The sequence below is a fragment of the Streptomyces sp. NPDC005492 genome, assembly GCF_040605995.1.
In the GTDB taxonomy this organism is placed as follows: Bacteria; Actinomycetota; Actinomycetes; order Streptomycetales; family Streptomycetaceae; genus Streptomyces.
Genome location: NZ_JBEXDX010000043.1, coordinates 17,561 through 43,916, shown reverse-complemented (window position 1 = coordinate 43,916; position 26,356 = coordinate 17,561). Strand labels below are relative to the sequence as shown.

The window sequence follows — 26,356 nt, the reverse complement described above, 5'->3', positions numbered from 1 at the left end:
CCTAGTCTTCGCCCCGGCGCTGCACCAGGCGCCAGTTGACGATGGAGAAGAGGATGACGACGAGGAAGATGCCCCAGGCCACGGCGGCGCCGTAACCGAAGTCGTTGTTGTCGAAGGTCTGTTGGAAGAAGTACAGGACCATCGTCTGGCCGGAGTGGCCCGGGCCGCCCGCGAACGTCGAGTCGTTCGAGGTGTTCTGTAGCAGCACCTGTGGTTCGGAGAAGCTCTGCAGTCCGGTGACCGTCGAGATGACGAGCACGAACAGCAGCACCGGGCGCAGCAGCGGCAGCGTGATCCGGAAGAAGGTCTGCACCGGTCCGGCGCCGTCCATACGGGCCGCTTCATACAGTTCACCGGGGATTGTCTGCAGTCCGGCCAGGAAGATGATCGCGTTGTAGCCGGTCCACTGCCAGGTCATCAGCGTCGCGATGGCGATCTTGATGCCCCACGGGGTGTTCAGCCAGGCGATCTGGTCGATCCCCACCGCCTGCAACAGGGCGTTCACCAGGCCGAAGTTGGTGGAGAACACCGAGCCGAAGACGATCGCGATCGCTACCACCGAGGTGACGTTCGGCAGGAAGTAGGCGAAGCGGTAGACGTTCTTGAAGCGGACCGCCGAGTTGAGCATCACGGCCGTGACCATCGCCAGGAAGATCATGGGGAAGGTGGCCAGCGCCCAGATGATCAGCGTGTTGCCGATCGAGTTCCAGAAGTCGGTGTCGCTCAGCAGGTACTTGTACTGCGACAGACCCGCCCACTCCATCGAGCCGAGGCCGTCCCAGCGGTGGAAGGAGAGGTAGAGCGAGAAGCCGACGGGGATCAACCCGAAGCAGAGGAACAGCAGATAGAACGGAGAGATCGCGGCATACAGGTGCCAGTACTTGCGGAACCCCTTCTTGGGCTGCGGGGAGGCGGACGTCCTGTCCACGGCGGCCGGGGGCCTGTCCAGTGCGGTGGCCATCAGTAGCTCACCCCCAGGTGGTCCGCGATGCGCCGGCACTTGCTCATGGCGTCACTCCAGGCCTTCTCGGGGTCCTTGCCGAGGACACCGACGTTCTTGATCTCGTCCTTGATGGGCTGCCCGAGCGCGACGTCGAACGGGCTGTTGTAGGCGACGGTGATCTTCCGCGCGGCCGGACCGAAGACGTCCGTCGTCACCTGACCGCCGAAGAACGGGTCGGGCGCCCGCAGTTGCTTCAGGCCGTACGAGGCGGGCGTGGACGGGAAGAGGCCCGCATCCACGTAACCCGAGGCCTGGTTGGCCGCGTTGAGCATCCACGCGATGATCTCGAAGGCCCGCTCGGGCTCCCGGCAGGCCTTGGTGATCGACAGGAACGAACCGCCGTTGTTGGACGGTCGCACCGGCATGTCGGCGACCCGCCACTTGCCCTTCGTCTTCGGGTTGCCGCTCTTGATGTCGTACGTCGCCCAGGACGCGCCGAGTTGACTGGGCAGCTTCCCGGTGTCGACCGCCGAGATCTGGTCCGGGGTACCGGTGACGAGGTCCGAGACGATCCCGCGCCGCTTGGCCTCCACCGCGAGCGCCCAGGCGTTGCGCACATGTTCCTGGTCGCCGATGAAGTGCCGGTCCTTGTCGACGTAGCGCTTGCTTCCCTGCTCGACCACCTTCTCGAAGACGCTGTTGACGTCGGTCAGCAGCGAGGTCCCCGGGATGCGCTTCTTCAACTGCACACCGGCCGCGAAGAACTTCTCCCAGGTGTTCAACTCCCTGGAGACGTCGGCCGGTTCGTACGGCAGCCCCGCCTTGCGGAACACCGCGTACTGGTAGAAGTGCGCCACCGGCCCGCAGTCGATCGGGAAGCCGACCATCGTGCCGTCGTCGGCGATGCCCTGCTCCCACTTCCAGGTCAGGAACTGGCTCTTGTACTTGTCCGCGCCGAGCGTCCTGAGGTCCACGAACTGGTCGGAGTTGGGCAGATAGGACGCCATGTCCTCGCCCTTGAGGCCGGCGATGTCGGGGATGTGGGCCCGGCCGGCCATCGTGGTGATCAGCTTCGACCGGTAGTAGCCGCCGATCTTGATCGCCTGGAGGTCGACCGTACTGTCGTAACGCGCCTTGGCCTTCTTGACGACCGTGTCGCCGAGGCCGCCGTCCCAGTACCACAGGACCATGTTCCGGCCGGTGGAACCGGTCGGAACGGCACAGCCGGACGCCAGGCCGCCGAGCGCCGTGGCGGCCGTACCGGCCAGGCCCGCACGGAGCAGGCCTCTTCGTGAGAGCCGCACAGCTCCCACCGCCTTTCGGATCTGTTCGATCTGTTCGGGTCGTGCACAGAGGGGCTGAGTGGGGGGGGAATTCCGGGGGACTTGCGAGGGGGTGACCAAGGGGGGGCTGCGATGTGGGGGCTACTGCGGTGCGGGGGGAGTGACCGGCGCGTAGGCGATCGGCGGGCCGGGGTCCGCCGGGATCCTGTCGACGAGGAAGCCGTATGCACGCTGCAGTTCGGGATCGTGGACTGTATGCAGCCAACGGTCGACGCCGTACCAGCCCGGCGCCGCCAGTGCGCCGCCGTGGTGCTGGACGGACAGCCCGGCCGCGAGCACCGCGAACCGGAGCCGTTCCTCCAGCGGCCAGCCGCCGAGCGAGGCCGCGACGAAACTCGCGCCGAACACGTCACCCGCGCCCGTCGCGTCCAGCACGTCCACGTCCAGCGCCGGGACCTCCGCGTACTCGCCCGTCGTCTGGTCGACGGCCACCGCACCGTCGCCGCCGCGCGTGATCACCGCGACGGGCACCAGTTCGCTGAGCGTGCCGAGCGCCGCGACCGCGCTGTCGGTGCGGGTGTAGGCCATCGCCTCGGCCTCGTTGGGGAGGAAGGCGTGGCACAGGGCGAGCTGGTCCAGGAGGTCGCGGGACCACTGCTGGGTGGGGTCCCAGCCGACGTCCGCGTAGATGTGCGTGCCGTTCGCGGAGGCCTTGGCGAGCCACTCGCGCGGCTCGGCCTCGATGTGCACCAGCGCCGTCCGCGCCTCGGGCGGGTCGCCCATCAACTCGTCCTGGGAGTACGGCGGTTCCTGGCCGTGGGTGACCAGCGCCCGATCGTCCCCGTGCGCGAGCGAGACGGTGACGGGGGTGTGCCAGCCGTTCGCGGTGCGGGACAGGGAGAGGTCGACGCCCTCCTGGTCGGCGAGGACCTCGTGGCAGTACGTGCCGTAGAAGTCGTCGCCGAAGACCGTGGCCAGGGAGGTGTTCAGGCCGAAGCGGGACGCGGCGACGGCCAGGTTGGCGATGCCGCCGGGGCCGCAGCCCATGCCGGACGTCCAGATCTCCTCGCCCGGCGTCGGCGGCTGCCCCAGACCCGTGAGGACGAGGTCGTAGAAGAGCAGCCCGGTCAGCAGCACATCGGGCCGGTCGTCATCCACGCGCACATCCTCTCGTCAAAATTCTTCATTTCGGTGACGGGAATCGTGCGCCGCTCGACGAGATTGGTCAATACCCGAGCAGAACTGAGCATAGAAATGATTGAAGATGACGAGTAGTGTTCGCGGCGTGCTGGCAGAACGACGACATCAACTCATCCTGCGGGCCCTGCGCTCCGGTGGCCCCGCGGCCGTGACCGATCTCTCCGAGCAGTTGGGTGTGAGCCCCGCCACGATCCGGCGCGATCTGCTCAAGCTGGAGGAGGACGGGCTGCTCACCCGGGTCCACGGCGGTGCCGTGGCCGACGAGGGCGACCAGCCCTTCGCCGAGGTCGCCGAGGTGCGGGTGGCCGAGAAGGACGCGATAGCCGCACACGCCGCCGCCATGGTCGCGGACGGCCAGTCGGTCCTCCTCGACATCGGCACCACCGCCTACCGCCTCGCCCGGCAACTGCACGGCCGCCGGCTCACCGTGATCACCAGCAACCTCGTGGTCTACGAGGAGCTGGCCGACGACGAGGGCATCGAACTGGTGCTGCTCGGCGGCATGGTCCGACGCGAGTACCGCTCCCTGGTGGGCTTCCTCACCGAGGACAACCTGCGCCAACTGCACGCCGACTGGCTCTTCCTCGGCACCAGCGGGGTGCGCCCCGGCGGGCAGGTGATGGACACGACGGTCGTCGAGGTGCCGGTCAAGCGGGCCATGATCAAGGCCGGCGAAAAGGTCGTCCTGCTCGCCGACGCGCAGAAGTTCCCGGGTACGGGCATGGCGAAGGTGTGTGGTCCCGAGGACCTGGACGCGGTGGTGACGAACGCCCCGGTCGACCCGGCGACCCGCTCCTCCCTGGAGGAAGCGGGCGTCGAGGTCGTCGTGGCAGGAAAGGTGAAAGCGTGAAGCTGACGATTCTGGGCGGCGGCGGGTTCCGCGTGCCGCTCGTGTACGGGGCACTGCTGACCGACCGCGGCGAGGGCCGGGTCACCGAGGTGGTGCTGCACGACCTGGACGACAGTCGACTGTATGCAGTCGCCCGTGTGCTGGCCGAACAGGCCGCCATCGTTCCCGACGCCCCCAAGGTCACCGCCACCACCGACCTCGACGAGGCCCTGCGCGGCGCCGACTTCGTCTTCTCCGCGATCCGCGTCGGTGGCCTGGAGGGCCGCGCGAACGACGAACGGGTGGCGCTGGCGGAAGGCGTCCTCGGCCAGGAGACGGTCGGCGCGGGCGGGATCGCCTATGGTCTACGAACCGTCCCGGTCGCCGTCGACATCGCACAGCGGGTGGCCCGGCTCGCCCCCGACGCCTGGGTCATCAACTTCACCAACCCGGCGGGCCTGGTCACCGAGGCCATGTCCCGCCACCTCGGCGACCGCGTCATCGGCATCTGCGACTCACCGGTCGGCCTCGGCCGCCGTATCGCCAAGGTCCTCGGCGCCAACCCGCGCGAGGCCTTCATCGACTACGTCGGCCTCAACCACCTCGGCTGGGTGCGCGGCCTGCGTGTGGCCGGCCGCGACGAACTCCCGCGCCTGCTCGCCGACCCGGACCTGCTCGGCTCCTTCGAGGAGGGCAAGCTCTTCGGCACCGATTGGCTCCAGTCCCTCGGCGCGATCCCGAACGAGTACCTGCACTACTACTACTTCAACCGCGAGACAGTCCGCGCCTACCGCGAGGTCGAGAAGACCCGCGGCGCGTTCCTCCGCGACCAGCAGGCGCGGTTCTACGACGAGATGAAGCGCCCCGACGCCTCCGCGCTGACCGCCTGGGACCGCACCCGCGCCGAGCGCGAGGCGACCTACATGTCGGAGAACCGGGAGACGGCGGGTGCCGGTGAGCGCGACGCCGACGACCTCTCCGGCGGTTACGAGAAGGTCGCCCTCGCCCTGATGCGGGCCATCGCCCGCGACGAACGCACCACCCTGATCCTCAACGTCCGCAACCAGGGCGCCCTGTCGGTCCTCGACGCGGACGCCGTCATCGAGGTGCCGTGCCTGGTCGACGCCAACGGCGCCCACCCCGTCGCGGTCGATCCGCTTCCCGACCACGCGACCGGCCTGGTCTGCGCGGTCAAGGGCGTCGAGCGCGAGGTCCTCGCGGCGGCCGAGAGCGGCTCCCGTGCGACAGCGGTGAAGGCCTTCGCGCTGCACCCGCTGGTCGACTCGGTGAACGTCGCGCGCAGGCTGGTCGAGGGCTATACCGAGGTCCACCCGGGCCTGGCGTACCTTAAGTAGGCAGCCACCCGGTAAGCGCTTTCCCTCCGCTCTCGGCAGCTCGCTGCTCGCAGCGGCTTCCCCATCTCTCAGCAGCTCCCTGGTTCCCTGGAGACTCCCCATGCACGACGAACGCCGCCGGATCGAGGAGCGCGTCGAGCGCGCCCACAACCAGCGCATCAAGCCCGCGATCTACGCGGCCACCGCGCCCCTCACGGTCGAGGCCTGGCAGGCCCCCGGGGAGCCGGTCCCCTTCGAGGAGGCCGCGGCGGCGCTGTACGCGCCGTTCGCGATGGACACCCCGTGGGGTCCGCCCTGGGGTACCACCTGGTTCCGGATGCACGGACAGGTTCCCGCCGAGTGGGCCGGGAAGCGCGTCGAGGCCGTCATCGACCTCGGCTTCACGGGCGACTGGCCCGGCAACCAGGCCGAGGCTCTGGTCCACCTCACGGACGGGACCCCGCTCAAGGCCGTCAACCCGCTCAACCAGTACGTGGCGATCGCCAACCCGGCGACCGGCGGCGAGGTGATCGACTATCTGGTCGAGGCGGCCTCCAACCCCGACATCCTCGCCAACGACTTCGCGGAGCCGACCCCCCTCGGCGATGTACTGACGGCGGGCGACCGTCCACTGTATACATTCCGCCGTGCCGACCTCGCCGTGCTCGACGAGGAGGTCTTCCACCTCGACCTCGACATCCAGGTGCTGCGCGAACTGATGCTGGAGTTGGGCGAGCACGACCCGCGTCGGCACGAGATCATGCACGCGCTGGACCGGGCCATGGACCTGCTCGACCTGGACGACGTCTCCGGTACGGCGGCCGACGTACGGGCCGCGCTCAAGCCGGTGCTGTCCAAGCCCGCCAACGCCAGCGCGCACATCGTCTCCGGGGTCGGGCACGCACACATCGACTCCGCGTGGCTGTGGCCGATCCGCGAGACCAAGCGCAAGACGTCCCGCACCTTCTCGAACGTGACCTCCCTCGCCGACGAGTACGAGGACTTCATCTTCGCCTGCTCGCAGGCCCAGCAGTACGAGTGGGTGCGCGACAACTACCCGCAGGTGTGGGCCCGTATCCAGGAGTCCGTCAAGCGCGGCCAGTGGGCGCCGGTCGGCGGCATGTGGGTCGAGTCCGACGGCAACCTGCCCGGCGGCGAGGCCATCGCCCGCCAACTCGTCCACGGCAAGCGGTTCTTCATCGAGCACTTCGGCATCGAGACCAAGGGCGTCTGGCTGCCCGACTCCTTCGGCTACAACGCGGCCTACCCGCAGCTCGCCAAGCTGGCCGGCAACGAGTGGTTCCTCACCCAGAAGATCTCCTGGAACCAGACCAACAAGTTCCCCCACCACACCTTCTGGTGGGAGGGCATCGACGGCACCCGCATCTTCACCCACTTCCCGCCGGTCGACACCTACAACGCCCGCTTCAGCGGCGTCGAGATGTCCCGCGCGGTCCGCAACTACCAGGAGAAGGGCAACGCCACCCGCTCCCTGGCGCCGTTCGGCTGGGGCGACGGCGGTGGCGGCCCGACCCGCGAGATCATGGAACGGGCGCGCAGGCTCGCCGACTTGGAGGGCTCGCCCAAGGTCGTCGTCGAGCACCCGGACGAGTTCTTCGCCAAGGCCCGCGCCGAGTACCCGGACGCCCCGGTCTGGGTCGGCGAGCTCTACCTCGAACTCCACCGCGCCACCTACACCTCCCAGGCCCGCACCAAGCAGGGCAACCGGCGCAGCGAACACCGCCTGCGCGAGGCCGAGTTGTGGGCGACCACGGCCGCGCTGCACGCACCGGGCTACGCCTACCCGTACGAGAAGCTCGACCGGCTGTGGAAGACGGTCCTGCTGCACCAGTTCCACGACATCCTGCCGGGCTCCTCGATCGCCTGGGTGCACCGCGAGGCCGAGGCCGAATACGCGCGGGTGGCAACCGAGTTGGAGGAGCTGACGGCGACGGCCGTGGCCGCGCTCGGCGGCGGCGGAACCCGTGTCTTCAACACCAGCCCCTACGACCGCGCCGAGGTCATCCGCACGGCGACCGGGGTCCCGATGTACGCGACGGTTCCGGCGAACGGCAGTGCCCCGCTGGCCGCCGAGTACGTCCCGCAGGCGGTGACCGTCACCGACCGCGTCCTCGACAACGGGATCGTCCGCGTCGAACTCGCCGACGACGGCACCCTCGCCTCCGTGCGCGACCTGCGCCACGGCGGCCGTGAAGTCCTCGCCGACCAGGGCAACCTGCTGCGTCTGCACACGGACCTGCCCAACTACTGGGACGCCTGGGACGTCGACAAGCACTACAAGAACCGCTACACCGACCTCCTGGACGCCGAGTCGATCACGGTTGTCGAGCAGGATCCGCTGCTCGGCGCGATCCGGGTGGAGCGGTCCTTCGGCAAGGGCTCGAAGATCGTGCAGACGATCACGGTCCGCGCGGGCAGCCCCCGGATCGACTTCGAGACCGACATCGACTGGCACGAGGCCGAGAAGTTCCTCAAGGCCGGGTTCCCGGTGGACATCCGGGCGGCGCACTCCTCCGCCGAGATCCAGTTCGGCCACATCCAGCGGCCCACGCACACCAACACCAGTTGGGAGGCGGCCCGTTTCGAGGTCTCCGGTCACCGCTGGGTGCACCTCGCCGAGCCCGGCTACGGCGTCGCCGTCATCAACGACTCGACGTACGGCCACGACGTCTCCCGCACGGTCCGCGAGGACGGCGGTACGACGACCACGGTCCGCCTGAGCCTGGTGCGCGCCCCGCGCATCCCGGACCCGGGAGCCGACCAGGGCAGGCACCGCTTCACCTACTCGCTGCTGCCCGGCGCGAGCATCGAGGACGCGGTCGCCGAGGGCTACGCCCTCAACCTCCCGCTGCGGGTGGCCGATTCGGGGGGCGCCCCGGAGCCGGTCGTCTCCGTCGACGGCGAGAGCGTCACCGTCGAGGCGGTCAAGCTCGCCGACGACGAGTCCGGCGATGTCGTGGTCCGGCTCTACGAGTCGAGCGGCGGCCGCGCCCAGGGCGTCCTGCGCACGGGCTTCCCGCTCGCGGGCGCCCAGATCACCGACCTGCTGGAGCGCCCTCTGGAGGCGGCGGTGGTCGACGGCGACTCGGTGGCCGTGGCCCTGCGTCCCTTCCAGATCCTGACGCTCCGTCTGAAGCGGGCGGACGCGGGCCAGTAGAACCCCAGGGGGCGGGCCCGGTCGTCGCACGCCGGGCCCGTCCCCTGGCACGTTTTCCCCAACCGACCTTGTACGGAACGGGAGTTCAGCCGTGCCCATGCAACCGTGGTTCACCGACGCCAAGTTGGGGATCTTCGTCCACTGGGGGATCTACGCCGTCGACGGCGTCCAGGAGTCCTGGTCGTTCTACGACGGCGTCGTGCCGCACGAGCGGTACATGTGCCAGCTCGACCGCTTCACCGGAGCCAACTACGACCCGCGCGCCTGGGCCGACCTGTTCGCCCGTGCCGGTGCCAGGTACGCCGTCCTCACCAGCCGCCACCACGACGGTGTCGCCCTGTGGGACACGGAGTTCGGCGAGCTCAACCTCGGCAGGGACTACCTCACGGGCTACGCGGACGCCCTCCGCGAGCGGGGCCTCAAGGTCGGCCTCTACTACTCGCACTCCGACTGGAGCCACCCCGACTACGCCACCACTCGCAAGCCGGGCCGCCCGCCGGAGCAGGAGGACAACCGGTACTCCGAGTGCGCGGCCGAGGACGAGGACCTGGTGGCCTGGGAGCGGTTCCTCGCCTACCGGGACGGCCAGATACGGGAGTTGGCCTCCCGCCACCGGCCCGACCTGATGTGGTTCGACGGCGAGTGGGAGCGCGGCGAGGAACAGTGGCGCATCGGAGAACTCGCCGCGCTCATCCGCTCGTACACACCGGACGTCGTCTTCAACGCCCGCATGCTGAGCGAGGGCGACTACGCGACACCGGAACAGGGCGCCCCCATCGAACCCCCGGACGGGCCCTGGGAGTTGTGCCTCACCATCAACGACTCGTGGGGCTACCAGCACCACGACGACAACCACAAGTCGCTGAGCCAGCTTGTCCGTTACTTCACGGAGACGATCGGAGGGGGCGGCAACCTCCTCCTCGACGTCGGCCCGATGGAGGACGGCACGATCCCGCAGCCGCAGGTGGAGCGCCTGGAAGGCCTGGGGGAGTGGATCCGCAAGCACGCCGACGCCGTGTACGGCACGGTGCGCGGGCTCCCGGCCGGGCACCACTACGGTCCGAGCACCCTCTCCGCCGACCGGCGCACCCTCTATCTCACCCTGTACGACATCCCGCGCGCCGAGATCGGCGTCCGTGGACTGGTCACCCCGGTCCGCGGGGTCACCGTGCTCGGCACCGGTACCGAACTCGCCCACCGGGTCGTCGGCGGACTCCACGAGGCCGTGGGGCAGTTGTGGATCGACCCGCCGCCCCTGGCCGATCTCGACCCGCTCGCCACGGTCCTCGCCGTGGAACTGGACGGGGAGTTGGAGCTGTACCGGGGATCGGGCCGTTCCTGACGGACGGCGAGGACCGCTCGGGCACATACCGAGGCGGCCGGCCCACACGGGGGACCGGCCGCCAGGGGTGGGGGTCGTCAGCCGGTGAAACCGGCCGTGATGGAGGTGAACTGCCAGGTGTTCTGGCTGATGCCGGAGCAGTTGCTCACCACTCCGCCGCCGGCACACCCGCGGTCACGGTTGACCGACCAGAAGGCGAGCCGGGCGATGTGGTGCGAGTTCGACCAGTCGCGGATCTGGGTCCAGATCGCGGGAGTCGTCGTCTCCTGCTGGTCCGACAGGCCGTTCATGCCGGAGATCCCGATGTGCGAGTAGGCCGTGGCGTCGTCCCACCCGAAGGTGGACTTCAGCTTGGTCTTCAGGCCCTCGGCCGCGGCGACGGTGTTGCCGTACATGTCGGAGCCGCCGCCGAAGTCGAACGGCATGATGGTGAAGACGTCGATGCCGGCGTTGAGTGACTGCGCCTGTTCGATGAGCCGGTTGCCGTAGTACGTCGGGCCGGTCGTCGAGGTGCCGAAGGTGACGATCGTCTTCAGGCCCGGGTTGTTGGCCTTGACGGTCTTCAGCGCGGTCAGGATCTTCGCCTGGACGGCCTCGTTCTCGAACTCGTCCGTGTTCTCGATGTCCATGTCGATGGCCTTGAGGCCGTAGGCGCTGATCACCTTCTGCAGCGCCCCGGCCAGCGCGCTCGCCGAGGAGCAGTTGGCGCCGAGCTTGCTGCCCTGCCATCCGCCGAACGACGGGACGATGTCACCGCCCGCCGCGCGGATCTGGTTGATGGCGGTCTGGTCGACGCCACCGGTCAGCGCCCGGCTGCCGTCCCAGGCGGGGTTGCAGCCGCCGGAGTCCAGCACGAACGCCATCGTGAACCACTTGATGCCGGTCGCGCTCATCACCGTGCTCGGGCTCGGCGGATCGCCCCAGCCCTCGTAGAGATACGGCGCGGCCTGGGTGAACCCGGTGCCGCCACCGGTACCGGCGCTCGTCGTGACGCTCACCGCGTTGGAGGCCGCCGAGGTGTTGCCGGCCGCGTCCCGGGCCTTCACGGTGAACGTGTAGGCGGTGCTGGCCGCGAGCCCGCTGACCGTGCCGCTCGTACCGGAGACGCTGAGGACCTGGTTCGAACCGCTGTAGATGTCGTACGCCGTGACGCCCACGTTGTCCGTCGAGGCGCCCCACGACAGCGAGACGCTGGAGGAGGTCTTGCCCGTGGACGTCAGTCCGGTCGGCGCGGTGGGCGCCTGGGTGTCCGTGCCACCGCCGCCGCCCGGTCCGTCGAGGCTGATGTCGTCCGCGTAGTAGGTGCCCTGCGCGTACCAGCCGTGGACGTAGATGGTGGCGCTGGTCTGCGAGGCGCCGGTCGTGAACGACGTCGTCAACTGGCTGTACGCCGACGGGGACGAAGTCCACGTGGAGGAACCGCCGTTGACACCGAGGTAGACGTAACTTCCGCGCACCCAGCCGCTGAGCGAGTAGGCCGTGTTCGGTTGCACGGCCACCGTCTGGGTGCATTGCGCTGTGTCGCTCGAACTCACCGCTCCCGCAAGGGCCTTGGAGCCGCCGTGCACGGGCGAGGAGACGACCGAGCCGAGGTTCCCGGTGCAGGACCAGGGGGAGAGGCTGCCCGACTCGAAGCCGGGGTTGGTCAGCACGTTGGCCGCCTGCGCGGTACCGGGCAGCGCGATGGCCCCGGCCATGGCCAGGGCGACGGTGCCGAGGAGGGCGAGGAGGCGATGTCTGGAACGTCTGAGTGTGTTGCGCACGCGATCTCCCTGAAGGAATGGGGGTGTTCGGGAGTGCAGGAAGGTGCGCAACCAAGTTGGTATGGACCAATCACGGTGTCAAGGTGCTGCGCCATGATTGGTCCAGACCGGTATGAAGGTGTGGTGGGGCTCAGGCGCGGGCCGCTGCCCGAGTGCCGGTCCCGGAGGTCTCCGGCGCCGTCTGAACCGCGTCCTGCGCGGCTACGGGCGCTGCCGGCAACAGGGGCTCCGACTCCTCCGCGCGCTGGTGCGGGAGCGACACGGGACGCAGTTGCCGCGGGCCGGACACCACCGCGTAGTCCGCGCCGAGGAACGGCGGCTCCATCGTGCCCGGGTCCTCACCGAGCGCCAACTGCACTGCCGCCCAAGGGGCGTTGACCCCGCACAGCGAGAGCTGGTGCAGACCGCCGGCCGGGCGGGTGTTGACGTCCATCAGAACGGGCCTGTCGCCGAACATCCGGAACTGGATGTTGGACAGGTAGTGCAGCCCGAAGCCCTCCGCGATCCGCCGGGCCGGCTCCAGCCACCGCTCGTCCAGGGTGAAACCGCGACGACGGCCGTTCTTCGTGCGGCCCACGGCGAGCCGGACCACATTGTCGGGACCGGTCAGGCAGTCCACCGACACCTCCGGCTCCTCCAGGCGCGGCATCACCAGCCAGTCGACCTGTTCGTCGGCCTGCTCCAGCGCGGTGACAACCGTGTCGAGCGGGACGTAGGGGCTGGGGAAGCCGTTGAGGTGCATGAGTGAGAAGGGGGCGCGCGTGATCACGCGGAAGCCCACCCCACCCGCACCGGACGCCGGCTTGAAGCACGCCTTGTGCCCGGCCGTCTCCAACTCCTCGACGGCGGCGACGAGTTCGGGCGCGGTGCGGACCCGCCACCACGGCGGCACGGGCACCCCGACGGCCTGGACGGCCTCGTACGCGATCACCTTGTCGTGGAAGACGGCGACCGCCTCGGGGGTCGGCGCGAGCAGCGCGGTGCCCACCGCGGCGAAGTCCGCGCGGTGCGCCACGATCTCCGACTGGTGCAGCCGGGGCACGAACACGTCGATGCCGCGACGGGCGCACTGGTCGAGGGCGAACTCGACGTACGCGGCCGGGGACAGGCCCTCGGGCTCCAGGTCGGCGGTGTCGGCGGCGGCCAGTACGGGGGAGTCCGCGTCGCCGTGCGTGGCATGGATCTCGACGGCCCGATCGCTGGGATTTCTCCGCAGCTGATCCATGAAGAACACGTTCTCCGCGTACGTGCGGTTGAGCCAGACGCGTACGCGAGAGACCATGCAGGGCCGTCCTTTCGGGTTCGCGGGCACGGCGAAGCAGGGCCGTGCCCGGCCAGGGTGTTTGGAGGTACACCAAACCGCCCTCGGCGAAGGGGCGTTCGTGACGGTGGTGTTGGGGCGATCATACGGCTTTCCAGGGGCGCCGCGTGCAACGCCCGTGTTACGGATTTGCCGATGGTGCCCACCCGGCAAGTGAACCCCCGTCGCCGTGCCCCCCGATGCCTTCGTCCGTCCGGTCGCCCTGCCACGGCCGTCCTGTCGGGCTGTCGCCTCGCCGTCTCGCCGTCTTGTCGCGGTACGGCGGGATGTGATCTCGTGGGGTCAGTCGGGAGCGCGGAGGGGGCCAGGGGTGGAGTCGACGGGCGGCGGGGGACAACTGCTGGCCATCAGCGACCTCCACATCGGATACGCCGAGAACCGCGCCCTGGTCGAGAACATGCGCCCCGTCACGGACGACGACTGGCTGATCGTGGCCGGTGACATCGCCGAGACCGTGGCCGACATCCGCTGGGTCCTCGAACTGCTCGCCGGCCGCTTCCGCAAGGTCCTCTGGGCCCCCGGAAACCACGAACTGTGGACCCATCCCAAGGACCCCGTCACCCTGCGCGGCGTCGCCCGCTACGAACATCTCGTCGCCCTGTGCCGGGAGTTGGGCGTCAACACGCCGGAGGATCCGTACCCCGTATGGGAGGGCCCCGGCGGCCCGGTGGTCGTCGCCCCCCTCTTCCTGCTCTACGACTACACGTTCCTCCCGCCGGGCTGCGCCACCAAGGACGAGGGACTGACGTACGCGCACGGCACCGGCATCGTCTGCAACGACGAATTCCTGCTGCACCCCGACCCCTACCCCAGCCGCGAGGCCTGGTGCCGGGCCCGGGTAGCCGAGACCGAACGCCGGCTCGCCGAACTGCCCGACACCCTGCCCACGGTCCTGATCAACCACTACCCGCTGGACCGGCACCCCACCGAGGTCCTGTGGTACCCCGAGTTCGCCATGTGGTGCGGCACCGCGCTGACCGCCGACTGGCACCGCAGGTTCCGCGTGGACACCATGGTCTACGGCCATCTCCACATCCCGCGGACCACCCACCACGAGGGCGTCCGCTTCGAGGAGGTGTCCGTGGGATACCCCCGCGAGTGGCAGAAGCGCCCGGAACCCCCGGGCAGACTGCGCCGCATCCTGCCGATGGAGGTCGGAACCGGTGATCGAGGAGCTGCTCCCGGACTCCGTGGTGACCGTGGAGACACACGGTGACGAGAGACTTCAGGACGCCCCGCTGTACCCCGAGGAGGAGGCCCGCGTGGCCCGCGCGGTGCCCAAGCGCCGCCGCGAGTTCACCGCCGTCCGGGCCTGTGCCCGGCGTGCCATGGAGAAGCTCGGCGTGCCGGCGCAGGCGATCCCGCCCGGCGCCCACGGCGCACCGACCTGGCCCGACGGTGTCATCGGGAGCATGACCCACTGCGACGGCTACTGCGCCGCCGCGCTGGCCCGTGCAGGCGACCTCGCCTCGCTCGGCATCGACGCCGAACCGCACGCCCCGCTCCCGGACGGCGTCCTGTCCTCCGTCTCCCTGCCCGCCGAACAGGCCCGCCTGGCACGCCTGTCCGCGGAGCGGCCCGCAGTGCACTGGGACCGGCTCCTGTTCAGCGCCAAGGAGTCCGTCTACAAGGCGTGGTTCCCCCTCACCGGGAAGTGGCTGGACTTCTCGGAGGCCGACATCGAACTCTTCGCGGACCCCGGGGACGAACCACGCGGCGGTCTGCGCGCCCGCCTCCTCGTCCCCGGCCCGGTGGTCGACGGCGAGCGCCTCGACGTCTTCGAGGGCCGCTGGAGCGTGGGGCGCGGACTGGTCGCCACGGCGATCACGGTCCCGCACCCCTGAACCCGCCCCTCGGCCCCATTCCTGAGCCTCCCGCTCCTCACCCCTCCGGGCACCAACTCTCCAACAGCCCGAAGAACGCCTCCTCGTTGCCCGCGAGCCCGGCGTCCGTCAGCGCCTGGTCCGCCTCGGCCAGCACCGAGGGCGGGACGAGCACGGGGCGAGCGGCGCCCGGGGGGCCGTCGAAGGCTGCGCGGACCGTGTGCAGCAGCCGTAGATAGGCCTGGACGGCGGCGCGTTCGCGGTCGGTCATCACTGCGGTCTGCATAGGACGGCTCTCCCCTGGTCGGCGTCATGCGCCCCCGCACGGCGGTGGCACGACTCCAGCTTGCCGGGTGCCACTGACAATCCCGTTCCACCGGGCCCCGGTTCGCCCGCTTAGCCGAGGCGAAACGTCACCGAAATCCCCCGTGGAACAGCGGCCCTACGCTGGAGGGAAGGGCTTTCGGCCGTCCCCGGGCGGCCAGGTGAACGGGAGGCGAGCGCGTGGCGGACGTCCCGGCACGGCGCCCGGCGCGCGCCGCACGGCTGCGCCGGGTGGGCGACGGAGAAGTCGAGTTGCAGTACCGCGTCGTGCACGGATACCGCCGTGCGTTCCGCATGGCCGGCCGGGGCCCGGCCCTGGTCCTCATCCACGGCATCGGCGACTCCTCGGCCACCTGGGCCGACTTGATCCCCGACCTCGCCCGCACCCACACGGTGATCGCCCCCGACCTCCTGGGCCACGGCGCCTCCGACAAACCGCGGGCCGACTACTCCGTCGCCGCCTACGCCAACGGCCTGCGCGATCTGCTCACCACCCTCGGCATCGAGTCCGCGACCCTGCTCGGGCACTCGCTGGGCGGGGGAGTGGCCATGCAGTTCGCCTACCAATTCCCCGAGCGCACCGAACGGCTCGTCCTCGTCAGCGCCGGCGGAGTGGGCCGCGAGGTCAACCCCGTGCTACGGCTCGTCACGCTCCCGGGCTCCCATCTCGCCCTGTCCGCACTCCGGTTGCCCGGAATGCGCCTGCAAGTCGGCCTCACCGTAGGCCTGATGAGACTGCTCGGCACCGACCTCGGCCGGGACGCCCCCGAACTCCTCACCGTCGTCGACGCGCTGCCGGACGAGACCGCCCGCAACGCCTTCATCCGGACCCTGCGCGCGGTCGTCGACTGGCGGGGCCAGGTGGTGACCATGCTCGACCGCTGCTATCTGACCGAGGGAATGCCGACCATGCTGCTGTGGGGCGACCGGGACAGTGTGGTGCCCGTACGGCACGCGTACGGCGCCCACGAGGCGATGCCCGGCAGCCGGCTGGAGATCTTCGAGGGCGCGGGACACTTCCCGTTCCACACCGACCCGGCCCGATTCCTCACCCTGGTCGAGGAGTTCACCCGCACCACCGCCCCCGCCGACTGGAGCCGCGACCACTGGCGCGACCTCCTGCGCGAGGGCCACCCGGGCACCACCACGGCCCACGGCGCGGTGGTGGAACGGGACTTGAGAGAGGCGAGCGAACGCAGCGCGACCTGACGCCGCATCACCTCATGACTCGGGACGCTTCACGCTCTCCAGGAGCATGTCCAGCCACTCGGCGACCTTGTCGCGGTGCTGGTCGGTGGGCAACTGGGCGGCGCGCCAGGCGATTCCGCGCACTCCGTGGTCCTGGAGCAGCCGCTCCAGCGGGTCCTCCGCGGCCTCGGCCGCCGCCCGTTCGCGGTCCGCGAGCTTCTGCAGGAGTTCCTGCTCGGTGCGTTGGAGCGCTCCCGCGAGGGCTTCGGGCTCCTCGGCGGTGAGGAATCCGGCATGCACGCGGAAGAAGCGCTGGAGGGCGTCGCAGTGCTCCATGGTGGGGCGCCGGTCGCCGTTGATGAGCGCGCCCGCCTGCTGGCGGGACATGCCCGCGCCGTCGGCGATCTCCTGCTGGGTGTACTTGCGTCCGTTGGGCTTGAGCCTGGTGCGGCGCAGCAGGTCGAGGCGCTGCAGGAACCTGGCCTGCACATCCGGCTCGCCCGCGGGACGGCCGTTCAGCAGGGCTCTGACCACGGACTCCGGGACCCCGCAGGCCACCGACAGCCGGCCCACGTGGAAGACCTCGGCCTGCGGAACGTCGAGCCGCTCGGCGAGCGCGGTGACACGCTCGACGACGGCGGGCAGCACGGCGTCCGCCGTCGCACCCGGTACCTCGAAGCCATCCGACACCGACAGATCTCCTACGTCTCTCACAGGCTTCTCACAAACGGGGGGCCGTGAACATCCCGGAGAGTAGCGGTTCGTTCGAACTCGCATCCAGGTCTCGCCACAACTGTGGCCAATTTCAGCCGTCAACCACCGCGAAATGCCACGATAGTTGACACGGCTCGCGTCGGGGCAGCAGGATCAAGGCGCCGCGAGAAGGCCGCATAGGCAAGAGGGGTGACCTCCCGATGGCGTACCAGGCAGGTGGGCAGCGGTCAGCGCCGCGGCCCGTCCCCGAGAGTCCCGAGGCCCGGGCGTATCTGCTGGACTACGCCACGCTGCTGGAGGCCGTCCCCTTCCCCTCCGTCGTCATGGACCACCGCTGGGACGTGGTGTTGACCAACGGCGCGTTCAAGTCACTTTTCCGGGAGGTCGGCCCGCATCCGACGGCCATGCCCGGGGACAACTTCCTTCGCTTCGTCCTCTTCCACCCCGACGCGGGCACCGTTCTCGGTGAGCACGAGTCGCGTTGGTGTCTGCCGATGCTGGCCCACTTCGCCTCCGTCGTGGAGAGCCACGGCCACGACCACGCCCTGCAGGCGATCCGCCGCGACATCGCCCAGGACCCCATCATGGAGGCCGCCTACCGGCAGGGGCTGCCGCACTGGATCCGCGCGGTCGGCGCGGAGGCCGTGGAGCACGACGGAGCGGTCCGCCCGGTGCTGCACCCCGACCCGCGCTGGGGCGCCACGGACTGCCGGATCGTCGGCGAAACCCCTAAAACCCTTGAGAACATGGGCTATTGGCGCCTGACACTGGTCCTCCGCGAGACACGCCGCGCACCCGTCAGGGCCCGCGGAAAGGGACGCGGCACCGCGCATCTGCGGGTGGTCCCGGCGGCCGACTGAGCCCCTGACCCGGATCCCGATCCAGACCCCGCCTCGGTCGAACGACGTGCGCGGCGTCATTCCCAGCATGTGCGCCATGTGACATAGTACTGCCGTGAGCAAGGTACTGACCTGCGATGTCGTGGTCGTCGGAGCCGGAATGGTGGGCGCGGCCTGCGCCCTCTACACAGCTCGTGCGGGCCTCGATGTCGTCGTCGTGGACCGCGGCCCGGTCTCCGGTGGCACGACCGGCGCCGGCGAGGGCAACCTGCTCGTCTCCGACAAGGAACCCGGCCCGGAACTCGATCTCGCCCTCCTCTCCGGCCGTCTATGGACCGAACTCGCCCAGGAACTCGGCGAGTTCGTCGAGTACGAGGCCAAGGGCGGCCTCGTCGTCGCCTCCACGCCGGAGAGCCTCACCGCGCTCAAGCGTTTCGCCGAGGGCCAGCGCACCGCCGGAGTCGTCGCCGAACCGGTCGACGGCGAGGCGCTCTACGACCTCGAACCCCGGCTCGCCTCTGGCCTCCCGGGCGGCGTGCACTACACCCAGGACGCCCAGGTGATGCCCGCCCTGGCCGCCGCCCACCTCCTCCGGGTCTCGGGCGCCCGTCTGCTCACCGGCCGCACGGTGACGGACGTACTCCTCAAGCCGGACGGCACCGTCGACGGCGTACGCACCGACCGGGGCGACCTCCTCGCCCCCACCGTCGTCAACGCGGCCGGCACCTGGGGCGGTGAACTCGCCGCCCTCGCCGGAGTCGCCCTCCCCGTCCTCCCGCGCCGCGGCTTCGTCCTCGTCACCGAGCCGCTGCCGCGCATGGTCCGCCACAAGGTGTACGCCGCCGACTACGTGGCCGACGTGGCCAGCGACTCGGCCGCCCTCCAGACCTCACCGGTCGTGGAGGGCACGGCCGCCGGGCCCGTTCTGATCGGCGCGAGCCGCGAACGCGTCGGCTACGACCGGACGTTCTCGCTGCCGGTCCTGCGGGCGCTGGCGGCGGGCGCGACCGAGCTGTTCCCGTTCCTGTCCGAGGTCCGCGCGATGCGCTCCTACCTCGGCTTCCGCCCGTACCTGCCGGACCACCTCCCCGCCATCGGCCCCGATCCCCGTGTCCCCGGCCTCGTGCACGCCTGCGGGCACGAGGGCGCCGGTATCGGACTCGCCACCGGCACCGGGCACCTGATCGCCCAACTGCTGAGCGGCAGGCCCCCGGACCTCGATCCGACACCCTTCCGCCCCGACCGCTTCCCCGTCGAGGAGGGCGCGTGAGATCTCCCCTGCACCTCGCCGGGGCCCACCCGGACCCGGCCTTCACGGTCACTCTCGACGGCCGCGAGATCGAAGCACTCCCCGGCCAGACCGTCGCCGCCGCACTCTGGACGGCGGGCGTGACGTCCTGGCGCACCACTCGCGGCGAGGGACGCCCGCGAGGCGTCTTCTGCGGAATCGGGATCTGCTACGACTGCCTCGTCACCGTCAACGACCGCCCGAACCAACGCGCTTGCCTGGCGTCCCTGCACCCGGGGGACGCCATCCGCACGCAGGAGGGGACGGGCCACGGTGACTGACCGACCGCACCTCGCCGTGATCGGTGCGGGCCCGGCGGGACTCGCCGCCACGACGGCCGCCGCCACGCACGGCGTGCGGGTCACTCTGCTCGACTCGGCGGCACGGGCGGGCGGACAGTTCTACCGGCAGCCCGCCACCGGACTGAACGCCCGTCGCCCACAGGCCCTGCACCACCAGTGGCGCACATGGGAGCGGCTGCGGTACGCCCTCGACGAGCATGTAAGGGCAGGTCGCGCGACACACTTGACGGATCATCATGTCTGGTTCGTGGAACGCCGGTCGGACCACTTCACCGTGCACGCCCTGCTCGGCCCCACGCAGGAGGACCCGGCCGAAGTGCGCGCCGACGCCGTCCTCATCGCCACCGGCGGCTACGAGAAGGTCCTGCCCTTCCCGGGCTGGACCCTCCCCGGCGTCCTCACCGCGGGCGGCGCCCAGGCCATGCTCAAAGGCACCCTCGCCGTCCCCGGCCGCACCGCCGTGGTCGCCGGCACCGGCCCCCTCCTCCTCCCTGTGGCGACCGGACTCGCGGCCGCCGGAGTCGACGTGGCCGCGTTCGTCGAGTCCGCCGACCCCAAGGCGTTTCTACGACGGACCCGCGCGCTCGGCGCGCAGCCCGGCAAGGTCGCCGAGGGTGCCCGCTACGCGGCCCAACTCCTGCGCCACCGTGTCGAGTTGCTCACCCGTCACACCGTCGTCGAGGCGCACGGCGAGCAGCGGCTGGAGGCGGTGACCGTCGCCGCGCTCGACACCGACGGACGGGTCCGGCCCGGCACCGCACGCCGCATCGCCTGCGACACCCTCGCCGTCGGCCACGGCATGCTCCCGCACACCGACCTCGCCGAGACCCTCGGCTGCCGGCTCGACGGGACGGACGTCCACGTCGACGACGAACAACGCACCGATGTCCCCGGCGTCTGGGCGGCGGGCGAGATCACCGGCATCGGCGGAGCGGCCCTCTCCCTCGCCGAGGGCCACATCGCGGGACGCTCCGCCGCCGCACGCCTGAACGGCACCGAACCCGACCCGCGCACCTGGGCCACGGCCGCCAAGTCCCGTAGCGGACTGCGGGAGTTCGCCGCCGCGCTCGCCACCGTGTACGCGCCGCCCGCCCGTTGGACCGACCGCGTCACCGACGACACCGTCGTCTGCCGCTGCGAGGAGGTCACCGCCGGCGCGGTCCGCGAGGCCATGGACGGACTCGGCGCCGGTGACGCACGGACCGTGAAGCTGCTGACCCGGGCCGGGATGGGCTGGTGCCAGGGGCGGGTGTGCGGGCCCGCGGTCGCGGGGCTCGCCGGGTGCGAACTCGCCGTTTCCCGGCGGCCGTTCGCGCAGCCTGTGCCGCTCGGCGTGCTGGCGCGCGCCGGCGAGACCGACAACGACCGATCAGAACCATCGAGAGGGGACTCCCCATGACCACCACCCCGAACCGCCCCTGGCGCGGCGTCCTCGTCGCCACCGCGCTCCCGCTGACCGACGAACTGGCCGTCGACCACGGCAAGTTCGCCGAGCACTGCACGTGGCTGGTCGACAACGGCTGCGACGGCGTCGTACCCAACGGCTCGCTCGGTGAGTACCAGGTGCTCACCCCCGAGGAACGCGCCAAGGTCGTCGAGACAGCCGTCGCCGCGATCGGCGGTGCGCGCGTGATGCCCGGTGTCGCCGCCTACGGCTCCGCCGAATCCCGGCGCTGGGCCGAACAGGCCCGCGACGCCGGCTGCGCCTCCGTGATGCTGCTGCCGCCCAACGCCTACCGCGCCGACGAGCGTTCCGTCCTCGCGCACTACGCGGAGGTCGCGAAGGCGGGGCTGCCGATCGTGGCGTACAACAACCCCATCGACACCAAGGTCGACCTGGTGCCGGAACTCCTCGCCAAGCTGCACGGCGAGGGCTACATCCACGCCGTCAAGGAGTTCTCCGGAGACGTCCGCCGCGCCTACCAGCTCGCCGAACTCGCCCCGGAACTCGACCTGTTGATCGGCGCCGACGACGTCCTGCTGGAGCTGGCGCTCGCGGGTGCCAAGGGCTGGGTGGCCGGTTACCCGAACGCGCTGCCCGCCGCGAGCGTCGAGCTGTACCACGCGGCCACCGGCGGCGACCTGGCCACCGCGAAGAAGCTGTACGAGCAACTGCACCCGCTGCTGCGCTGGGACTCCAAGGTCGAGTTCGTACAGGCCATCAAGCTGTCCATGGACATCGTCGGCAGGCACGGTGGCCCGGTCCGCCCGCCGCGCGTGCCGCTGCTGCCCGAGCAGGAAGCCGTCGTGCGCACCGCCACCGAGAAGGCGGTCGCGGTCGGACTCGCCTGAGCACCCTCGCATCGCCATCGATCCACCAGGAGCGTCATGCGCAGCACACTCGTCCTGCACGCCGTCGACTCGCACACCGAGGGCATGCCCACCCGGGTGATCACCGGCGGCATCGGCACCATCCCCGGCGCGACCATGAACGAGCGGCGGCTGTACTTCCGCGAACACCGCGACCACATCCGGCAGTTCCTGATGAACGAGCCGCGCGGTCACTCCGCGATGAGTGGCGCGCTCCTCCAGCCGCCCACTCGCCCGGACTGCGACTGGGGCGTCGTCTACATCGAGGTGTCCGGCTATCTGCCGATGTGCGGGCACGGCACGATCGGCGTGGCCACCGTGCTCGTCGAGACCGGCATGGTCGAGGTCGTCGAGCCGGTCACCACGATCCGCCTCGACACCCCCGCCGGACTCGTCGTCGCCGAGGTCGCGGTCGAGAACGGCGCCGCGAAGAACGTCACCCTCAGGAACGTCCCGTCGTTCTCCGTCGGCCTGGACCGCAAGGCCACCCTCGCCGACGGGCGGACGGTGACATACGACATGGCGTACGGCGGCAACTTCTACGCCATCCTGCCGCTGGACCAGTTCGAGCTGCCCTTCGACCGGTCCCGCAAGGACGACATCATCAAGGCGGGCCTGTCGCTCATGGAGGCGATCAACGAGCGGGACGAGCCCGTCCACCCCGAGGACCCGTCCATCCGCGGCTGCCACCACGTCCACCTGTACGCACCCGGCGCCACCGCCCGGCACTCGCGGCACGCGATGGCGATCCACCCGGGCTGGTTCGACCGCTCGCCCTGCGGCACGGGCACCAGCGCCCGCATGGCACAACTCCATGCACGCGGTGAACTCCCGCTGCACACCGAGTTCGTGAACGAGTCGTTCATCGGGACACAGTTCGCGGGGCGGCTCCTGGGCACCACGGAGGTGGCCGGCCTTCCCGCCGTCCTGCCGAGCTTCACCGGGCGCGCGTGGATCACCGGCACCGCCCAGTACCTGCTCGATCCCGCCGATCCGTTCCCGGGCGGATTCGTTCTCTAGGTCGGGGATAATCGGGAGGCAATGTCACGCGTGACATTGCATCGCGCACAACCTGCACCATGCCCGACGTGCAGCATGTGTGACATTGCACCACTAGGAGACCCGATGGCCGCCCCGCGCACCAGTGCCCCGCCCGCCACCGCTCCGCAGCTGCCCTCGCTGGGCGGCACGAAGAGCAGCTACCGCGAGCGGGTCGGCGATGCCCTGCGGGCCGCGCTGGTCGCGGGTGAACTGCGGCCGGGCGAGGTGTACTCCGCGCCGACGCTCGCCGCCCGCTTCGGTGTCTCGGCGACCCCGGTGCGCGAGGCCATGCTGGACCTCGCCAAGGAGGGGCTGGTCGACACCGTCCCGAACAAGGGGTTCCGGGTCACCGCGGTCTCCGAGAGGCAGCTCGACGAGTACACCCACATCCGCGCGCTGATCGAGATCCCCACGGTGCTGGGGCTGGCCGCGAGCGTCGATCCCGTGTCGCTGGAGGCGCTGCGTCCGGCCGCCCGGGAGATCGTCGGCGCCGCCGTGACCGGCGACCTCATCGCGTACGTCGAGGCCGACACCCGCTTCCATCTCGGACTGCTCGCCCTGGCCGGCAACGCCCATCTCGTCGAGGTCGTCGGCGATCTGCGGAAGCGCTCCCGCCTCTACGGGCTGACCTCTCTCGTCGAGGCCGGACGCCTGCTGGCCTCCGCCCAGGAGCACTTGGAACTCCTCGACGCCCTGTTGGACCGGGACGAGCAGGCCGTGCGTGAGATCATGACCCGTCATCTGGGGCACGTCCGAGGGCTGTGGGCCGCCCACGACTGACTGGCACACTGACCGGCACCAGGAACACTGATCCGTTCCATTCTTCCGCCCGATAACGCAAACCACTTGCGTACCTTGCGCTATTCTTGCGCACATGACGCGACGACTTGCTGAGGTGGCGAAGAAGGTCGGGGTCAGTGAGGCCACGGTCAGCCGGGTGCTCAACGGCAAACCGGGAGTCTCCGAGCCGACCCGACAGGCGGTGCTCTCCGCCCTGGACGTCCTCGGCTACGAGCGGCCCACCCAACTGCGCGGGGAACGCGCGCGGCTCGTGGGACTGGTGCTGCCCGAACTGCAGAACCCCATCTTCCCCGCCTTCGCCGAGGTGATCGGCGGCGCGCTCGCCCAACTCGGCCTCACCCCGGTGCTCTGCACCCAGACCAAGGGCGGCGTCTCCGAGGCCGACTACGTGACCCTGCTGCTGGAACAGCAGGTCTCCGGAGTGGTCTTCGCCGGCGGTCTGTACGCGCAGGCGGACGCGCCGCACGACCACTACCGGCTGCTCGCCGAGCGCAACATCCCGGTGGTCCTGGTGAACGCGGCCATCGACCACCTCGGTTTCCCCGCCGTCTCCTGCGACGACGCGGTCGCCGTCGAGCAGGCCTGGCGGCACCTCGCCTCCCTCGGGCACGAGCGCATCGGGCTCGTCCTCGGGCCCGCCGACCACATGCCGTCGGCAAGGAAATTGGCCGCCGCCCGGGCCCTGGCCGGGGACCTGCCGGACGAGTTCGTCGCGCGGGCCATCTTCTCCATCGAGGGCGGCCACGCCGCGGCCTCGCGGCTGATCGACCGGGGTGTCACCGGCATCATCTGCGCCAGCGACCCTCTTGCCCTGGGTGCCATAAGGGCCGCCCGCCGCAAGGGACTTGACGTACCGTCACAGATTTCTGTCGTCGGTTACGACGACTCCGCCTTCATGAACTGCACCGAGCCCCCGCTGACCACCGTCCGCCAGCCCATCGAAGCCATGGGCAGGGCGGCCGTGGAGCTCCTGAACTCACAGGTCGGCGGCACCGCCGTACCTGCCGAGGAACTGCTCTTCGAACCGGAACTGGTGGTCCGCGGTTCCACCGCGCAAGCGCCGCGCGGCTGAGAGCCGTCACGCTGTCGAATAATTACAGATTCTGCGCGACATCTTGCGGACAGGTGTCGGCGGTGCTTGAGTGTGCGGCGCCCACCGCTCCTGCCCAAAGGGGTCCACCGATGAGAAGCACCGGGTTCCGCCGCACCTTCGCCGCAATCGGCGTCTGTTCGCTCGCGCTCACCGCCGCCGCCTGCGGGTCCGGCGACGACTCGGCGAGCGGCAAGACGCGCATCACGGTCAACTGCGAGCCGCCCAAGAGCGCCAAGGTCGACCGCACGTTCTTCGATTCCGACGTCGCGTCCTTCGAGAAGCAGAACCCGGACATCGACGTCGTCACCCACGACGCGTTCCCGTGTCAGGACCCGAAGACCTTCGACGCCAAACTCGCCGGCGGTCAGATGGAGGACGTGTTCTACACGTACTTCACCGACGCCAAGCACGTCGTGAACATCAAGCAGGCGGCCGATCTCACGCCGTACATCAAGGAGTTGAAGAGCTACGACACTCTTCAGCGGCAACTGCGCGACATCTACACCGTCGACGGCAAGATCTACGGCATCCCGCGCACCGGCTACTCGATGGGCCTGATCTACAACCGCAAGCTCTTCCAGCAGGCCGGCCTCGACCCCGACAAGCCCCCGGCCACCTGGGACGAGGTCCGCGCCGACGCCAAGAAGATCGCCGCGCTCGGCAAGGGCACCGTCGGCTACGCCGACTACAGCGCCCAGAACCAAGGGGGTTGGCACTTCACCGCCGAGATGTACTCCCAGGGCGGCGACGTCGTCAGCGCCGACGGCAAGAAGGCCACCGTCGACACACCCCAGGGCAAGGCCGTCCTGCAGAACCTGCACGACATGCGCTGGAGCGACAACTCGATGGGCAGCAAGCAGCTCCTCGTCATCAACGACGTGCAGCAGCTCATGGGTTCGGGCAAGCTCGGCATGTATCTCTCCGCCCCGGACAACATCCCGATCCTGGTCAAGGAGAAGGGCGGCAACTACGACGACCTCGCCCTCGGCCCGATGCCGGGCGGCCAGGGCACGCTCATCGGCGGCGACGGCTACATGTTCAACAAGCACGACACGCCCGCCCAGATCCGCGCCGGCCTCAAGTGGCTCGACCACATGTTCCTGACGCCCGGAACCGGCTTCCTCGGCGACTACGCCCGCGCCAAGAAGGCGAACGCCCCTGTCGGACTGCCCGAGCCACGTCTGTTCACCGGCGCCGCCGACGCCAAGGACCAGCAGGTCAAGAAGGCCAACGCCAATGTGCCGGTGCAGAACTACCAGGCCTTCCTCGACGGCAACCAGTCCCTCCAGATGAAGATCGAGCCGCCGGACGCCCAGCAGATCTACTCCGTCCTCGACGGTGCCGTCTCCGCCGTCCTCACCAAGAAGGACGCCAACATCGACCAGCTCCTCAAGGACGCCTCCGGAAAGATCGACGGCATCCTGGCCCGGGGCTGACCCG

At 70.1% G+C, this 26,356-nt stretch carries 23 protein-coding genes; 16 read left to right on the top strand and 7 right to left on the bottom strand.

Annotated elements, in window-relative coordinates:
• Position 1: 1 nt before the first annotated feature.
• The 3 genes from ABZT04_RS36975 to ABZT04_RS36965 all read right to left on the bottom strand — a co-directional run bounded on the left by ABZT04_RS36975 (position 2) and on the right by ABZT04_RS36965 (position 3,384).
• Positions 2–961 (bottom strand): sugar ABC transporter permease, encoded by a 960-nt coding sequence (locus ABZT04_RS36975; RefSeq protein WP_356062502.1) that lies wholly within the window; start codon positions 959–961, stop codon positions 2–4.
• Positions 961–2,247, bottom strand: coding sequence for an extracellular solute-binding protein (locus tag ABZT04_RS36970; protein ID WP_356062499.1), 1,287 nt, complete (start codon positions 2,245–2,247; stop codon positions 961–963). Before ABZT04_RS36970 ends, ABZT04_RS36975 begins: the two co-directional genes overlap by 1 nt.
• Positions 2,248–2,367: 120 nt before the next feature.
• Positions 2,368–3,384: a carbohydrate kinase family protein gene (locus ABZT04_RS36965; RefSeq protein WP_356062496.1), complete on the bottom strand. Its 1,017-nt coding sequence runs from the start codon at positions 3,382–3,384 to the stop codon at positions 2,368–2,370.
• Between the two features lie 127 nt (positions 3,385–3,511).
• Between ABZT04_RS36965 and ABZT04_RS36960 the strand changes: the two genes are divergently transcribed.
• The 4 genes from ABZT04_RS36960 (at position 3,512) to ABZT04_RS36945 (ending at position 10,109) form a co-directional block, all read left to right on the top strand.
• Positions 3,512–4,276 (top strand): DeoR/GlpR family DNA-binding transcription regulator, encoded by a 765-nt coding sequence (locus ABZT04_RS36960; protein ID WP_317879370.1) that lies wholly within the window; start codon positions 3,512–3,514, stop codon positions 4,274–4,276.
• The gene (locus ABZT04_RS36955) at positions 4,273–5,610 is read left to right on the top strand and encodes a 6-phospho-beta-glucosidase (protein WP_356062493.1); all 1,338 of its coding nucleotides are present in this window, start codon (positions 4,273–4,275) and stop codon (positions 5,608–5,610) included. The genes ABZT04_RS36960 and ABZT04_RS36955 overlap by 4 nt, the downstream gene beginning before the upstream one ends.
• A gap of 100 nt (positions 5,611–5,710) precedes the next feature.
• Positions 5,711–8,767 (top strand): glycoside hydrolase family 38 C-terminal domain-containing protein, encoded by a 3,057-nt coding sequence (locus ABZT04_RS36950; protein ID WP_356062490.1) that lies wholly within the window; start codon positions 5,711–5,713, stop codon positions 8,765–8,767.
• A gap of 91 nt (positions 8,768–8,858) precedes the next feature.
• Entirely contained in the window at positions 8,859–10,109 is a 1,251-nt protein-coding gene (locus ABZT04_RS36945; RefSeq protein ID WP_356062488.1) for an alpha-L-fucosidase, read from the top strand.
• Positions 10,110–10,186: 77 nt separating this feature from the next.
• Here the strand turns inward: ABZT04_RS36945 and ABZT04_RS36940 are convergent, their stop codons facing one another.
• Complete coding sequence (locus ABZT04_RS36940) at positions 10,187–11,872, bottom strand: carbohydrate binding domain-containing protein (RefSeq protein WP_356062485.1); 1,686 nt, start codon at positions 11,870–11,872, stop codon at positions 10,187–10,189.
• A 130-nt stretch (positions 11,873–12,002) separates the two neighbouring features.
• Positions 12,003–13,154, bottom strand: a complete 1,152-nt coding sequence (locus tag ABZT04_RS36935; protein ID WP_356062482.1) for an ATP-grasp domain-containing protein — start codon at positions 13,152–13,154, stop codon at positions 12,003–12,005.
• 349 nt (positions 13,155–13,503) lie between these two features.
• Between ABZT04_RS36935 and ABZT04_RS36930 the strand changes: the two genes are divergently transcribed.
• Together ABZT04_RS36930 and ABZT04_RS36925 are read left to right on the top strand one after the other, a co-directional pair.
• Positions 13,504–14,409: a metallophosphoesterase gene (locus ABZT04_RS36930; RefSeq protein WP_356062480.1), complete on the top strand. Its 906-nt coding sequence runs from the start codon at positions 13,504–13,506 to the stop codon at positions 14,407–14,409.
• A complete protein-coding gene (locus ABZT04_RS36925) occupies positions 14,357–15,037 on the top strand; it encodes a 4'-phosphopantetheinyl transferase superfamily protein (RefSeq protein ID WP_356062477.1) in 681 nt (226 codons plus the stop codon). Before ABZT04_RS36930 ends, ABZT04_RS36925 begins: the two co-directional genes overlap by 53 nt.
• Before the next feature lie 37 nt (positions 15,038–15,074).
• On the opposite strand, the gene ABZT04_RS36920 is transcribed toward ABZT04_RS36925, so the two are convergent.
• Positions 15,075–15,302 (bottom strand): hypothetical protein, encoded by a 228-nt coding sequence (locus tag ABZT04_RS36920; protein ID WP_355923188.1) that lies wholly within the window; start codon positions 15,300–15,302, stop codon positions 15,075–15,077.
• 218 nt (positions 15,303–15,520) lie between these two features.
• Here ABZT04_RS36920 and ABZT04_RS36915 point away from each other — a divergent pair, with 218 nt between their 5' ends.
• Positions 15,521–16,549, top strand: coding sequence for an alpha/beta hydrolase (locus tag ABZT04_RS36915; protein WP_356062474.1), 1,029 nt, complete (start codon positions 15,521–15,523; stop codon positions 16,547–16,549).
• Between the two features lie 12 nt (positions 16,550–16,561).
• Here ABZT04_RS36915 and ABZT04_RS36910 read toward each other — a convergent pair whose 3' ends face one another.
• Positions 16,562–17,218 (bottom strand): helix-turn-helix transcriptional regulator, encoded by a 657-nt coding sequence (locus ABZT04_RS36910; RefSeq protein WP_356062471.1) that lies wholly within the window; start codon positions 17,216–17,218, stop codon positions 16,562–16,564.
• A 224-nt stretch (positions 17,219–17,442) separates the two neighbouring features.
• Here ABZT04_RS36910 and ABZT04_RS36905 point away from each other — a divergent pair, with 224 nt between their 5' ends.
• From ABZT04_RS36905 to ABZT04_RS36865, 9 genes are all read left to right on the top strand, one after another.
• Positions 17,443–18,102 (top strand): hypothetical protein, encoded by a 660-nt coding sequence (locus ABZT04_RS36905; RefSeq protein ID WP_356062468.1) that lies wholly within the window; start codon positions 17,443–17,445, stop codon positions 18,100–18,102.
• 94 nt (positions 18,103–18,196) lie between these two features.
• Positions 18,197–19,351 carry an FAD-binding oxidoreductase gene (locus ABZT04_RS36900; protein ID WP_356062465.1) on the top strand — a complete coding sequence of 385 codons (1,155 nt, stop codon included), beginning with the start codon at positions 18,197–18,199 and terminating at the stop codon, positions 19,349–19,351.
• Positions 19,348–19,650, top strand: coding sequence for a (2Fe-2S)-binding protein (locus ABZT04_RS36895; RefSeq protein WP_356062462.1), 303 nt, complete (start codon positions 19,348–19,350; stop codon positions 19,648–19,650). The genes ABZT04_RS36900 and ABZT04_RS36895 overlap by 4 nt, the downstream gene beginning before the upstream one ends.
• Positions 19,643–21,070 carry an FAD-dependent oxidoreductase gene (locus ABZT04_RS36890; protein ID WP_356062459.1) on the top strand — a complete coding sequence of 476 codons (1,428 nt, stop codon included), beginning with the start codon at positions 19,643–19,645 and terminating at the stop codon, positions 21,068–21,070. Before ABZT04_RS36895 ends, ABZT04_RS36890 begins: the two co-directional genes overlap by 8 nt.
• Entirely contained in the window at positions 21,067–21,963 is an 897-nt protein-coding gene (locus tag ABZT04_RS36885) for a dihydrodipicolinate synthase family protein (protein ID WP_356062456.1), read from the top strand. The genes ABZT04_RS36890 and ABZT04_RS36885 overlap by 4 nt, the downstream gene beginning before the upstream one ends.
• 36 nt (positions 21,964–21,999) lie before the next feature.
• Positions 22,000–23,001 (top strand): proline racemase family protein, encoded by a 1,002-nt coding sequence (locus ABZT04_RS36880; protein WP_356062454.1) that lies wholly within the window; start codon positions 22,000–22,002, stop codon positions 22,999–23,001.
• Between the two features lie 105 nt (positions 23,002–23,106).
• Entirely contained in the window at positions 23,107–23,802 is a 696-nt protein-coding gene (locus ABZT04_RS36875; protein WP_356062451.1) for a GntR family transcriptional regulator, read from the top strand.
• A gap of 94 nt (positions 23,803–23,896) precedes the next feature.
• On the top strand, positions 23,897–24,895 hold the full coding sequence (locus ABZT04_RS36870; RefSeq protein WP_355923208.1) for a LacI family DNA-binding transcriptional regulator: 999 nt from the start codon (positions 23,897–23,899) through the stop codon (positions 24,893–24,895).
• Between the two features lie 110 nt (positions 24,896–25,005).
• Positions 25,006–26,352 (top strand): extracellular solute-binding protein, encoded by a 1,347-nt coding sequence (locus ABZT04_RS36865; RefSeq protein ID WP_356062448.1) that lies wholly within the window; start codon positions 25,006–25,008, stop codon positions 26,350–26,352.
• The last annotated feature ends 4 nt before the right edge of the window (positions 26,353–26,356 follow it).